Annotated in this window: 13 protein-coding genes; 10 read left to right on the plus strand and 3 right to left on the minus strand. The window is 51.9% G+C overall.

The features are described 5' to 3' along the window. The first annotated feature begins 132 nt into the window (after positions 1–132). The 3 genes from ACNA05_RS04170 (at position 133) to ACNA05_RS04180 (ending at position 2,917) form a co-directional block, all read left to right on the plus strand. Positions 133–273 carry a hypothetical protein gene (locus ACNA05_RS04170; protein ID WP_415810143.1) on the plus strand — a complete coding sequence of 47 codons (141 nt, stop codon included), beginning with the start codon at positions 133–135 and terminating at the stop codon, positions 271–273. A 22-nt stretch (positions 274–295) separates the two neighbouring features. After that, positions 296–1,876, plus strand: a complete 1,581-nt coding sequence (locus tag ACNA05_RS04175; protein WP_415810144.1) for a hypothetical protein — start codon at positions 296–298, stop codon at positions 1,874–1,876. Between the two features lie 96 nt (positions 1,877–1,972). Next, the gene (locus tag ACNA05_RS04180; protein WP_415810145.1) at positions 1,973–2,917 is read left to right on the plus strand and encodes an acetyl-CoA carboxylase carboxyltransferase subunit alpha; all 945 of its coding nucleotides are present in this window, start codon (positions 1,973–1,975) and stop codon (positions 2,915–2,917) included. Between the two features lie 67 nt (positions 2,918–2,984). Here ACNA05_RS04180 and ACNA05_RS04185 read toward each other — a convergent pair whose 3' ends face one another. Further along, positions 2,985–3,719: a TorF family putative porin gene (locus ACNA05_RS04185; protein WP_415810146.1), complete on the minus strand. Its 735-nt coding sequence runs from the start codon at positions 3,717–3,719 to the stop codon at positions 2,985–2,987. 557 nt (positions 3,720–4,276) lie between these two features. Here ACNA05_RS04185 and ACNA05_RS04190 point away from each other — a divergent pair. Both ACNA05_RS04190 and ACNA05_RS04195 read left to right on the plus strand, forming a co-directional pair. Further along, a complete protein-coding gene (locus ACNA05_RS04190; RefSeq protein WP_415810147.1) occupies positions 4,277–4,690 on the plus strand; it encodes a BLUF domain-containing protein in 414 nt (137 codons plus the stop codon). A 304-nt stretch (positions 4,691–4,994) separates the two neighbouring features. Next, positions 4,995–5,546, plus strand: a complete 552-nt coding sequence (locus tag ACNA05_RS04195; RefSeq protein WP_415810148.1) for an EF-hand domain-containing protein — start codon at positions 4,995–4,997, stop codon at positions 5,544–5,546. 122 nt (positions 5,547–5,668) lie between these two features. Here ACNA05_RS04195 and secA read toward each other — a convergent pair whose 3' ends face one another. Further along, entirely contained in the window at positions 5,669–8,479 is a 2,811-nt protein-coding gene (secA, locus tag ACNA05_RS04200; protein WP_415810149.1) for a preprotein translocase subunit SecA, read from the minus strand. Between the two features lie 196 nt (positions 8,480–8,675). On the opposite strand from secA, the gene ACNA05_RS04205 reads away from it, so the two are divergent. Genes ACNA05_RS04205 through mutT form a run of 3 tightly spaced genes read left to right on the plus strand, consistent with a single transcriptional unit; the run spans position 8,676 to position 11,293 of the window. Continuing rightward, positions 8,676–9,611: a foldase protein PrsA gene (locus tag ACNA05_RS04205; protein ID WP_415810150.1), complete on the plus strand. Its 936-nt coding sequence runs from the start codon at positions 8,676–8,678 to the stop codon at positions 9,609–9,611. Further along, positions 9,604–10,845, plus strand: a complete 1,242-nt coding sequence (gene argJ / locus ACNA05_RS04210; protein WP_415810151.1) for a bifunctional glutamate N-acetyltransferase/amino-acid acetyltransferase ArgJ — start codon at positions 9,604–9,606, stop codon at positions 10,843–10,845. Before ACNA05_RS04205 ends, argJ begins: the two co-directional genes overlap by 8 nt. Positions 10,846–10,849: 4 nt before the next feature. Further along, complete coding sequence (gene mutT, locus ACNA05_RS04215) at positions 10,850–11,293, plus strand: 8-oxo-dGTP diphosphatase MutT (RefSeq protein WP_415810152.1); 444 nt, start codon at positions 10,850–10,852, stop codon at positions 11,291–11,293. Between the two features lie 47 nt (positions 11,294–11,340). On the opposite strand, the gene ACNA05_RS04220 is transcribed toward mutT, so the two are convergent. Then, positions 11,341–12,180: an SAM-dependent methyltransferase gene (locus tag ACNA05_RS04220; protein ID WP_415810153.1), complete on the minus strand. Its 840-nt coding sequence runs from the start codon at positions 12,178–12,180 to the stop codon at positions 11,341–11,343. A gap of 20 nt (positions 12,181–12,200) precedes the next feature. Here ACNA05_RS04220 and ACNA05_RS04225 point away from each other — a divergent pair, with 20 nt between their 5' ends. Together ACNA05_RS04225 and grxC are read left to right on the plus strand one after the other, a co-directional pair. Next, the gene (locus tag ACNA05_RS04225) at positions 12,201–12,986 is read left to right on the plus strand and encodes a ComF family protein (protein ID WP_415810154.1); all 786 of its coding nucleotides are present in this window, start codon (positions 12,201–12,203) and stop codon (positions 12,984–12,986) included. Then, positions 12,973–13,230 (plus strand): glutaredoxin 3, encoded by a 258-nt coding sequence (gene grxC / locus ACNA05_RS04230; protein ID WP_415810155.1) that lies wholly within the window; start codon positions 12,973–12,975, stop codon positions 13,228–13,230. The genes ACNA05_RS04225 and grxC overlap by 14 nt, the downstream gene beginning before the upstream one ends.

Consider the following 13,230-nt stretch of genomic DNA (forward strand, 5'->3'; position numbering starts at 1 on the left):
TGCCCTTTTTGTTATGGTCTACACGACCATAAAACGCGCGCATTATGCACTGCGTCTTTCTGAAAATTTAGGCTTAATATGGTCACAAATAAGGTTATGCTCAACCGTTAATGCCAATTGCGGACTGTAAACATGAAAAAAACACTTATTGCTATCGGATGCCTTCTCATCCTTTTTATCGGCGGCTTTGTCTGGCTTCTCGGTCAAGCCTCTCCGGCCAACGCGCCCCAAGATGTACAGGTGATTGACTTGCCGGATACTTACGAAAAATAATTCACCTACGGGATTTGCGACTATGAGACATTTACTCCTCAGAACTGCGCTTGGGGCCTTCGCGGTTTGCACTTTAAGTGCCCCGGCTTATTCCCAAACGATTGAACAGGGCACTTTGGACGCTCCTGTGGCGTTTGATGCGGGTGTGTTAGACGTTCAATCCGGCGGACTGGATCCAAGCCTCTGGCAGGGAACGTCTGCAAGTGTCGCCCAAGGCTTGATTGAAACAGCTCCTTTAAACAGTACGGATCCGCTTGTGCAGGACATGTTGCGGGCTGTCCTTTTATCCTCCGGCGTTCCGCCTAAAGGCACCGAAGAAGATGTGCGTCTATATGAATCCGCCAAGCTGGAAGCCATAAGCCAGATTGCCGATACGGAAACCTTGAACACATTAGTCAGCCGCAGCGGCGCGGCGGGGCGGGCTCCCATGGTGCAGGCGGAACTTGCTTTGCGCGGCGCAGATGTGGCGACTGCGTGTAACCTTTCAGATACAATTACCGAAAATCGAGCCAGTCTTTTTTGGTCTCGTTTGAGAACGCTGTGTCATTTGAGACGCGATGAATTTGCGGCGGCAGAACTGACAACGGATTTACTTCGATCCGATGGGTATGAGAATGACGCCTATTATGCATTGGTCAGCGTGATGAGCGGCGCGAGCAAGAAGCTGCCTAATGCGACCGACGTAAATGACCCAATTACTCAAGCGCTCTATGATGAAGCTTCGGTGAAATTGGATGCAGCCCGCCCCGGCCAGGCTCTTGATCCACAAGCTGATCCCGATTTGCGTTTGGCGGCGCTATACACCTTCTCCAATCAATTGAGCGACGCCCAGATTTCGAAAGTCTTTTCGGACCTTGCTTTTGATCTAGAGAACCCCGTTCTTGGCCCTAGTTTCGATTATAATTCTGCTTCGGCTGACCCTTCAGCGCAAGGTACAGCTCAGCTCTTCTTGCTTTCGAAGGCAACAGGAGACCCTGAAAGCGCGGCAAAATCTTTTGCGGCACTATTGGAGCGCGCTCCCGACATTCGGACGCGGCAACGGTTTATCTCGCTTATGTCAGGCTCTATCCAATCTTGGCCCGCACAAGTTCAGGCGAGGTCTGATCTCGGACTGTTTGCCCGGGCCGCCGTTCAACGCGGTGATGTCGGTATGCTGCAAGGGCTCTATGACGCCCTACCTAACGGGGTGGAAAGAGCCCGGATTGCTCTGGCGGCTGACGCCCTCGGTAATGGTTTTCTTCTGGGGCAAATGGGCAGCGATATTGATGAACGCCTAAAAGCCCCGGAAAATGACCGCGCCAAACGCGATGCCTTGCTGGCGCTGGCGCTAGGGGCGCAGCTCTCCGAAGCTGCGGCTGAAACTCTCCCTGGCGCGAAATTCTTGAGCGACGGGAATGATATGACGGCGGGAGATCGGGCTGTACTGAGCGCCAACGCCAAAGCGCGGACAGTCGCGCAATTGATTTTGCGAGTAGCCCCGCGTCTGGACAGTTCCGACCTCAGCGCGTCGGACATGGCTTATATTGTTGAAGCCCTTCAGCAGGCCGGACTGACGCAATATTCCGGGCGATTGGCCGCGATGGATTTCCTCGGCCCGCTCTAGATTGACAAGCAAGAAACGCGCATTGCGCCGTGATGGCTTGTGAAATGCGGCAGACCGTTTATACGGCCCGCTCAAACTTCGTTTTGGAGCCCATAAATGGCGAAACCTTATCTGGACTTTGAGCGGCCTCTGGCCGAGATCGAGGCTAAAATCGCAGATCTGATCGTGAGTGAGGGCGAGGCCGCCCCGGGACTCGAGGATTTGCGAGCTAAATCACAGGAACAGCTCAAAAAGCTTTATAAAAATCTTGGCCCTTGGGAAAAGACCCGGGTGGCGAGACATGAAAACCGGCCACATTACAGCGCATATATAAAATCTCTAGTTACGGATTATACTCCCTTGGCCGGAGACAGGAAGTATGGCGATGACAACGCCCTGCTTGGCGGATTAGGTAAAATTCGCGGACAATCCGTCGTCGTAATGGGTCATGAAAAAGGCCATGATACGGATACAAGGCTGCATCATAATTTTGGCATGGCTAACCCAGAAGGTTATCGCAAATCTGTTCGGTTGATGGACATGGCCGAGCGTTTTTCTATTCCAGTTATCAGTTTTGTTGACACGGCGGGGGCTTATCCAGGGCGCGGCGCCGAAGAACGCGGCCAAGCTGAAGCTATTGCGCGCTCTATTGACCGGGGCCTTTCCTTACGTGTGCCGTTCCTGTCCATTATCACTGGCGAAGGCGGCTCCGGTGGAGCGGTTGCAATTGCCACCGCCGACCGGGTAATGATGCTCGAGCATTCTATATATTCTGTCATTTCGCCAGAAGGCTGTGCGTCTATTCTCTGGCGTGACGGAAAGAAAGCCGAAGATGCGGCAAAAGCGATGAAAATCACGGCGCAAGATTTGAAGCGTCTCGGCATTATCGACACCATCATCAAAGAACCTGTCGGCGGGGCGCACCGTATGCCGGACACGGCAATTAAAACTGTTGGCGCGGCGATTATGCGAGAGCTGAAGGAAGTATCGGACCTTTCTTCCAAAGAGCGTCTTCAACAACGCCGGGAAAAGTTTTTAAATATCGGACGATCCTTAAATTAGATCCTTCCATAAAAAAGCCCTGTCACTCGCAAGTGACAGGGCGTCCCTCCCCAGGAAACAAGTTTTCCTAGAAGCTGCTGGAAATACCCGTGCCAAAGAAGAGCATGCTGTCATCATCATAGCCATCTTTGAAATCCAGCGTGTTATCGTCTGAGTTCACGACGAAATTCCCGCCTATATAAATAGCTGCAGAATCCGTAACTGCTTGAGAAATCGCGGCTGAGGCTTGGGCCCATTGATAACCACTTCCACCATCCGGTTCGACGAGACCGATAGTGCCGCCTAGATCAAAACTCAAGCCTTCCGACATTGGGAAACTGTGTCCGACAGAGCCCTCTAAAGTAAAGGCTTCGAAGGTGAAGTCATAATATGCCGTGACAGAAGGCGCCAAAGGCACGGCGCCAAATCCGACGCTTGCAGAGACTTCGTAACTACCGGCGTTACCGCCCTTCGTTTGCAGCAGCGCGCCGCCTTGGGGATAGTAATAATAGGTCCCGCCAATATCGAGGCTAATATCGCCTTCGAGCGGCACGCTGTATCCGGCGTAGAAGTCAACTTCGTCGCCTTGGAAGACAGAGTCCGATCCTACGCCTGTAGAAAACCAAGTCCCGGCCGTAAAGTTACCGTAGGACACTTCCGCATAAGGCTGAATGGACTCAGCGCCCAAGCTCACGCCGCGAAAGACATATTCCGTTACGGCGTCCACACCGACTGTATAGCCAAGAACCTTGTCTTGCGCGAAGCTGGCAGGTGCGAGGGCTGTGGCACCTAACAATATTGCGGTTGCGATATATTTTTTCATTATGGTCTCCTCATCAAACCTGAAAATTAAGGCACCCCTTCGTGGATACCGTGTGAAAAAAACACAGCTTTGGTTAGGAGGCGCGAAACGGCTTGGCGACAAAACGGCTCCATAAACGGATCAAATCGAGCCTTGCGCACGGGTTTTGTGCGCAAATTAAAGGCATATGGACGGCAAACCACCGAGGGGGCAATTTTTACCGAAAGGGGCAAAAATCGTTGAGCTGTTGCGAGCTTGCACTCTTTTTGTTAGCGGATAAGGTAAAAAATACCCCAAATGAGGCAATCAGGGTTGATGGACTTTAAACCGCCGAGCCTGTTGCCTGAATGAGAATTAAAGCGCCTAGTCGAACTGAAGTTTAAAGGCAGTTTGATTTTACGAGATTGGATTGAAATATAGGTTAGTATAAGTTTTTAAGTGAGTGCATTGTTTCATTCGAAGATCAAGCGGATCGTCATTTTCAGTCCATGACAAAACGTGGCGTCTGAACTTCTAGAATGTTCAGTGCATTTCAGTATATACGGGCTTAGTATAGATTAAAAACAGAGTTGAGTTTGATGACATCGAATAAAGTGGGCGTGAAAACTTGGCTCTATAGGAGTAAGTTCACAAGTTTTAAGACCGAAGACGAAATTCATGAAATGGCACGAGGTTTCGTGAAGAAAAACCAACGCCTTGGGTTGTCCGGATTCTTAATTACAAATGGCGACTCCGTTATGCAGCTGCTGGAAGGTGATGAACCGAATGTCGATCCGCTGAGAAAAGAAATTTTGAACGATGATCGGCATACAGACATTCTTTCCGAGGTCTGGACCGTAGAGCCCAAGCGGGCCTATCCTCGATGGGCGATGCGCGTCGTTTCCCCCGCAGAGTACGAAACCTTATTCAGGGAGATCGAGACCGCAAGAATAGAAACCATTGCCACAAATATTGCTCGCATGGTGTTTGATATAACTTTTGAAACCGATTGAAATCGGACAAACAGTGGGCGCAATGGTGTTTTCATAAACCCGTTTGAGTATGACCTCAAAGTGGACAAAACGTGACCGCTTTTTCGCTAAAAGATTACAACCTCTTCGTGAGACTTTTGTAAGTTGCGTAGACGCACTGCGCTACCTATCGCTTCGTTTGAACGAAAGTATAATTTAAACTTGTTTCGTTCCTTATTGAAGGGCTGAAAACAATGACATTGAATAAGACCTCTCTAGTGAATGTCTCTCCACTTCCCCGGTCCCTCGAATGCAAAATTCCCCAGTCTCACACAAGAGTTTTTCCATGAGTTTTTCCGCTGTAAATAATTCCAACAAGTTTTTAACGATGTTAATAGTTGCGAGCCTGAGCCTCTCGGCCTGCGCGACCAAACCAGATCGCAGGGGCACACCCCCAAAAGAGAGACAGTCAAACGGGCCAGAACGTGCCTCTGGAATATTTCTTTTCCCCATTTCGGGGTTATTTATCGGTATGGATACAAACGGTGACAGAGCGACTTCCTTTACCGAGATTGATCAAGGCATTAAATCGGAATGGGCAACTTTCGAGCGCAGCCCAAGTGCCATTAATTTCAGAAAATGGAGCATGGAAAACTTGGGGTCTACCGACGCGTCGCCCAGTTTCATAGCCTTCGATCACGACTTTAACGGCATCATCTCAAAGGCCGAATTTAGAAGTCAAATTGAAACGGAATTTGAGAAATTAGACAGAAATAGCGATGGACGCCTTGAGCGATCAGAAATGATCGTCGCTTTTGCTGCGCCGCAAGGCGAAAGGTCACGTCCGAGCGAAGAGCAGGGACGACCGGAAGGCCGGGGTCGCCGCCCGCGCCAATAAACCTGGATTACACAAGACTTAAAGGCCGGAAGCTTGCAATTTAGATTCGTCTAAGCAAACGAACCGCGCATTTAAAACCACACTAAAAGGGGTGGTTTTGATATTATACCTCAGCCGCTTGATTAAAGCTTCCCGTGGCAATGCTTGAATTTTTTGCCAGAGCCGCACGGGCACAGAGAGTTCCGGCTAACGCCTATTAGTTGTTTTTTGGTCAGCTCCCCTGTTGAGGCCGTCTTTGGATCAGACTTTGAAGAGGTCTCCGAAGAAGAGGCTTCTGGCGCAGAAGACCCTGCCGCCGCCGTGGCAGTCCCGACCATATCCATTGGCGATCTGGCGCGGCGTGCGGCCGAAGGGCTGGCTTGGCCGGCTTCATTTTTTAAAGTCCGAGAAGCGTTTTGCGCCGCCTGTTGCGTGGCGGCTTGCTGCTCATTTTGAGCTCGCTGCTGTCTTTGCATTTGCACGTTCAGGAGCAGGTTCATCATCGCCTTTGTAACGTCTTCGCGCAGGCTAGTAAGCAAATTGTCAAACAGGGTGAAGGCTTCGGATTTATATTCATTCAGCGGATCACGCTGGCCATAAGCCCGCATTCCAATAACCGATTTCAGGCTGTCGAGCTGCTGCAAATGTTCGCGCCAGTTTTTGTCGATAACCTGCAATAGGATTTGTTTTTGAGCCCGGAGCATTTCAGAATCATCAAGACCGCTAGAAAGTTGGTCAAACGCATCATCGCCTGCTTTTTTCAAACGAGTGAGCATTTCTTCGTCGGCAATGCCTTCTTCCTGAGCCCATTTATCGAATGGCACATCCATTAAAATCGCTTCTTTGATAGCGACATTTAGGCCTTCGACATCCCATTGCTCGGCGTAAGCTTTTTTGGGGATGTGAGTTGCGATCAGGTCTTCGGAGAGCTGATGGCGGAAATCTTCGATTACGTCAGAAACGTCATCATCCGTCATGAATTCCATGCGCTGTTCAAAAATAGTTCTGCGCTGATCATTCATGACATCGTCATATTTCAGCAGGTTTTTCCGAATATCGAAATTGCGTTGTTCGACCCGAACTTGAGCGCGCTCCACAGCTTTGGACATAAAGCGGTTGGTGAGATGCTCGCCCTCTTCAAACTTCATTGAGCTCATCATGGATTTCAAACGGTCGCCGCCGAAGATTCGCATAAGGTCGTCTTCGGTGGAGAGATAGAATTTCGACCGGCCCGGATCGCCCTGACGCCCTGTCCGGCCGCGAAGCTGATTGTCAATCCGGCGGCTTTCATGGCGCTCTGTCCCGAGGACGTAAAGACCGCCGGCTTTTAGTGCTTTTTCTTTGAGCTCGGCGATTTCGGCCTTGATTTTGGCTTCCTGTTCTTGGCGCACGTCTTCCGTGGCGGTTTCTGGGATTTCCTGATGTGCGCGCATTTCCAGATTGCCGCCCAGCTGAATATCGGTCCCGCGACCGGCCATATTGGTCGCAATCGTGACCGCGCCGGGCACGCCGGCCTGCGCCACGATAGAGGCTTCCTGATCGTGGAAGCGGGCATTGAGCACCCGGTGCGGCACGTCGCGCTGGGTCAGATATTCCGACAGGCGTTCTGACTTTTCAATAGAGACAGTACCAACAAGAATGGGTTGGCCCTTGGCGGATTTCTCTTCGATGTCATCGACAATGGCTTTGAACTTTTCCTGCTCCGTGCGGTAAATCACGTCTTCATCGTCGATCCGCTGAATGGGGCGGTTGGTCGGGATAACGAGAACTTCGAGGCCGTAAGTTTCGGCAAATTCTCCAGCTTCGGTTTCGGCCGTTCCGGTCATGCCGGAGAGTTTGTCATAAAGACGGAAGTAATTCTGAAGCGTGACGGACGCCATGGTGACGTTTTCAGGTTTGATGTCGACGTTTTCTTTCGCCTCAATCGCTTGATGCAAGCCGTCTGACAGACGGCGGCCATCCATCATTCGGCCTGTAAATTCGTCAATTAAGACGACTTCGTCATTTTTTACGATATAATCTTTGTCGCGCACATAAAGCTTATGCGCTTTCAGGGCTTGGTTGATGTGGTGCACTACGGTGACGTTTTCGACGTCATATAAGCTCTCACCCTCGAACAGGCCGCGTTCATTGAGAAGGTCTTCGATCTGTTCATTGCCTTCTTCGTTAAAGGTCGCGGTGCGGGCCTTTTCGTCAACGTCATAGCCTTCTTCGTCGATAAGAGGGATGATTCCGTCAATTGTGCGGTAAAGCTCCGATTTGTCATCTGTCGGGCCGGAAATAATTAATGGCGTCCGCGCTTCGTCGATCAAAATGGAATCAATTTCATCGATAATAGTATAGACATGGCCGCGCTGCGCCATTTCCTCGACGGAGAATTTCATATTATCCCGCAGATAATCAAAGCCGAATTCATTGTTCGTGCCGTAAGTGATATCGCAATTATAAGCGGCTTTGCGCTGATTGCCGAAGGCTTCGTAATTGTTGATGCAGTCCACAGTCATACCGAGAAAGCCGTAAATCTGGCCCATCCATTCGGCGTCGCGCTTAGCCAAATAGTCATTGACCGTCACAATATGCACGCCCTTACCGTTTAAGGCGTTGAGATAGGCCGCAAGCGTGGAAACAAGAGTTTTACCTTCACCTGTACGCATTTCCGCGACTTGGCCGCGATGAAGCGTAATGCCGCCAATGAGCTGCACATCATAGTGGCGTTGCCCGAGGGTGCGTTTAGCGGCTTCGCGTACGGTGGCAAAAGCTTCAGGGAGGAGGTCGTCCAGACTTTCGCCGTCCGCCAGGCGTTGTTTATAGACGTCGGTTTGGCCTTTGAGCGCGTCATCGTTCATCGCTTCGAACTTTGGCTCAAGATCATTGATCTTTTGAACCAGAGGACGAAGTTTCTTTATCGTTCGGTCGTTTTCAGTCCCGAAAATCTTCTTGGCGATGCCTAACATGAAAAGTCCTGATATTGTGCGGGGGTCAGGAATATTCGGGGCGGTTCTCCGCGGCGAGTATTCAAAGGCCCGGTCATTCTTTGTGTCGACTTAGGAAGCCTCCCTTGGTAAGTCAATAAATTGGGCCAGATATCCTGCATTAAGCTTGCTAAAACTTGCTGGAATCTAAGGAAAGGTCCGAGAGGAGGTAGATGCCATGTCCAGATTATTTTTTACCCTGACAATCACTTTAGGACTTGCCTTGGGCGCTTGCCAAAAAAATGCCAATGAAACGGATCCAACCGTCATAGATGAAACCGCTCGTTCTGACAGGATCGAGATTGCCAAAGTGGACGGCACTACCCTTTATCAGGCAGATGTAGAGCGCATGGCGGCCGAGAGAGGCTTAATCACAGCGGATGAGAGGCTGCCGCAATCCGATCCGTCCTTTCAGACCCTTTTAGATGAGTTGATTGATCAACGCCTTTTGGCAGAGGCGGCCATCCGCCGTGGCTTAGACAAGACCCCTGAAAATAAGCGCCGCCTAGCGGCCGCTCGCGAACGTATCCTGAGTAATGTTCTTGTAGAAGAGCACCTCAAGAAAACGGTGAATGATCGGACAATTCATCGTATGTATGACCAACAGTCAGAGCTGGTGGATCGCGGCGATGAAATTCGCGCAAGGCATATTTTACTTAGCGATGAGGCTTCTGCGCAAGCCGTTGTCACGGCGCTTTCCGAAGGACAGGGATTTGCTGAACTAGCCCGTTCGGTCAGCACAGATGAGGGGACGCGCGAAAAGGGTGGTGATCTGGGTTGGTTTTCTCGTGACATGCTAAGCCGGGATTTTACCCGTGTTGTATTTTCAACCCCTGTGGGCGAGCGCACAGAGCCGTTTGAGACCTCTCAAGGCTGGCACATTGCCGAAGTACAAAACCGCCGCGCACCTCCTCAGCAAAGCCTCGAAGAGCTTCGTCCCAATATCGTAAAATTCATGACTTTTGATGCGATTCAATCTTTGTTGGAAGACCTGAGAAACGAAAGCGAAATAGAAACCTTTTATGCTCTCACGCCGGAAGGGGAGGTAAAGCTCCCGGAACAGGTTGATGAAGTCAAAGAGGGCGAAACAATTACAGAAGATCAAGATGGCTGACTATAAACTCTCTCCTTTCGCCCCTGACACCTTTCCACACCTGCCGCCAATAAAGGGGTTTGCTATGGCAACGGCGGAAGCGGGTGTGCGCTATAAAGGCCGAACCGATCTTTGGGTGCTCCGCGCAGAGGCGGGAACGGCTCTAGCTGGGGTTTTTACTAAAAACCTTTGCCCTGGCGCGCCGGTGGATTGGTCACGTAAGGCTCTTGGCGCCGAGACTGACGGACCGTGCCTGGTTATTGTTAATTCCGGTACAGCCAATGTCTTTGGCGGCCAAAAAAGCCGTGACGCGGTCATTCAAACAGCCAAAGGCGCGGCAGATGTTTTCGGCGTGGACGCAGAAACTATTCAGCTCGCCTCGACAGGGGTGATCGGCGTGCCGCTCGAGGCGTCAAAACTCGTCGATAAATTTCCGGAGATAAATAAAAACTTACGTGCCGATGGGTGGCAAGACGCCGCCAAGGCGATCATGACAACGGACACCCACGCCAAAGGCGCCACGGCGGCGGCGGAGATCAAAGGAACGAAAGTCACCATTAACGGCATCGCCAAAGGCTCCGGCATGATCGCGCCAGATATGGGGACTATGCTCGCATATATCGCGACAGATGCGGCCATTTCGAAGGTAGCACTGCAGTCGATGCTTTCCGAATTGGTGGAGACAAGTTTTAACGCCATCACGGTCGATAGCGATACCTCCACCTCTGACACGCTCCTATTGCTGGCCAGCGGCCAAGCGGGGAATGCGGTGTGCGAAGACGCAAATGAGCCGTGCTTGACGGGATTCAAGCAAGCTCTTAATGCCGTGATGAAGGATCTGGCTCTGCAAATCGTCAAGGACGGAGAAGGGCTGACTAAATTTGTCACGGTTCATGTCTCCGGCGCGGCGTCAGATAAATCCGCCAAAAAAGTCGCGATGAGTATCGCCAATTCCCCGCTCGTCAAAACTGCGATTGCAGGACAGGACGCCAATTGGGGGCGCATCGTCATGGCGGTCGGAAAAGCGGGCGAGCCCGCCGAACGCGACAAACTTTCCATCTGGATGGGGCCGCACCTCTTGGCCGAACGCGGCGAAGCGGCGCCGGATTATACAGAGGCGCAAGGCGCGGCCTATATGAAAGAGGCGGAGATAGATATTCGTGTGGATTTGGGGCTCGGCGACGGGGAAGCGGAAGTCTATAGCTGCGATTTGACTCATGGCTATATCGACATCAACGCCGATTACAGAAGCTAATTAAATGTTAGAAACACCAAATAAGCGCCCCGTCATTTACGTGGCGGCGGCCGCGATGATAGACGCAGATGGGCGCGTTTTGATAACGCGCCGCCCAGCCGGAAAACCCCATGCCGGGAAATGGGAATTCCCCGGCGGTAAGGTCGAAGAAGGCGAAACCCCGGAGCAAGCGGTCAACCGCGAACTGCGCGAAGAATTGGGGCTTGAGCCGTGCGAAAGCTGTCTTCAACCTTTCTCTTTTACCTCTTACGCCTATCCGGATTTCCACCTCTTCATGCCGCTCTATCTCTGCCGCCAATGGGATGGTTTTGCGATGCCGAAAGAGGGGCAGGGCATTAAATGGCTCTACCCGAGCCAGATTGTCGAGTTAGATTTAGTCGAAGCGGATGTGGAATTAGCTCAGGAATTGGCGGATAGGTTGCCGAGCCGAAAGCGGTTTGCGGTTTAATTAGTATCCGATTTGGGGCTGTGCCAATTTCTCGGCGCAGGGAGAGATCAAACCTTCTTCTCCTGCGTCCCTAACGCGTCGGCGAGGCGCATTTTTGCGCTTCCGGGCTTGAGTGGCTTTTGCTGGCTTTCATGCGGACTCCAGCCCGTGAGCCAGAGGATTTCGAATTGGGCGGGGAATTTTCCGTCATCTGTTTTCGGATAAGCGGCTTTGATAGCTTGTAAATAGCCTTTCGGGAGTGGCGCTTTGTGGCGGGCCGTCAGCGTATTGGTCAGGCCGAGATCGCGCAGGTCGCTCACCACAGTTTCCAATTTGCCATAACTCACCTTGACCCGGTCTTTATCAACGACGGGCAGGTTGAGTCCGGCCCGGCCCAAAAGCGCGGCGGCTTGGTGGTGGTCTATCATCGGATAGACCCGCGCTGTCGCCCCGCCAAACACGGCGCTGTCGACGGTATAGAGAGTTTGTCGCAAATCGGAGAGGCTATCACCCCCAAAGAGCGCGGCGGTGAAGAGACCGTCGGCTTTCAGATTGTGCCGCAAGCGAACCAAAGCGCCCGGCAGGTCGTTTTCTGTTTGTAATTCCAACAGGCTGATGATGAGGTCATATTCGCCGTTCATCGCTTCTAGGCTGTCATACCAATCTAGGTTTTTCGGCTGACGGCCCGCGGGAAGTTCGGAAATAATCGTGTCCCGCATATCTACCGAAGAAAGCACCACGCCGCGTTCAAACTGCCGATTGATATCGGCAATGCGCGAGGCGGCGTCTTCTGCCGCGCGGATGAGCAGGAAGGACGGACCAGTTTTCGCCATGCGGGACTGAGCGCGCTTACGCGCAAGAGATTGAGCCTTTTCATCAAAAATCTGTGGGACTTTCGTTTCTTCCATGACCCGTATATGAGGGGGACATGGGCAAAAGGGAAGCGTTCAGGGCGGTGCAATCTGTCACAAGGGGAGTGACAAGAGCGGGGCTGGATATTGTTTTGCCGCCGCAGGACCCGTTCAGCAAGAGTGATAAGGACTGGGAAGATATTCAATATCTGGATGAGCCTTGTTGCCACAAATGCGGCTTTCCGTTTGAGTATGCGGTGGGCGAGGGCGCGCTCTGCGCCGGTTGTCTTGCCAGGCCCCCGCGATATACCTCTGCTCGCGCTGCCTTAGTTTATAATGACGCGTCCCGAGATATAATCCTTTCTTTCAAACATGGAGGCCGGACGGAAAATCTGTCGCGGTTTGCAGCTCAGCTCCGGCGGGCCGGACGGGGCTTTCTGCCGGATGCGGATATAATTGTGCCGGTGCCTCTACACCGGACGCGGCGGATAAGACGGCGATACAACCAATCAACCCTTCTTGGACGCGCGCTGGCCCGCATTACAAATGCGTCATTTGAGCCGGACAGTCTTCGCCGCATTCGGGCCACCGCGTCTCAGGGCGGACAGTCGGCGGCGGGACGTAAACGCAATGTTCAGGGCGCTTTCGCTGTAAAAGAAGGTAAACAAGACCGAGTAAGCGGCGCAAATATTGTTTTGATTGACGATGTCATGACAACCGGGGCGACCCTAGACGCCTGCGCCTCTGTGCTGCTACGCTCTGGCGCAAATCGGGTAGACGCTCTATGTCTCGCTCGAGTAATTAGAGAACAGCGGAGTCAAAACGACTCGCAAAATAAGGACGCTTTTGATGGCAAAAGTTGAGATGTATTCAAAAATGGGATGCCCTTTCTGTATTCGCGCCAAAGCGCTTCTGAAAAGAAAAGGGGTGGAGGTGATAAACATTCCAGCCTCTATGGATCCGAATAAACGGGCCGAGATGCGTGAACGCTCCGGCGGTGCAAATACGTTCCCGCAAATCTTCATTGATGACAAACATATTGGCGGCTGTGACGACCTATATGCGTTGGATGAAAAAGGCGGTCTCGATCCGCTATTGGCGGCCTAA

The sequence above is a fragment of the Litorimonas haliclonae genome (assembly GCF_965138505.1).
GTDB lineage: Bacteria > Pseudomonadota > Alphaproteobacteria > Caulobacterales > Maricaulaceae > Litorimonas > Litorimonas haliclonae.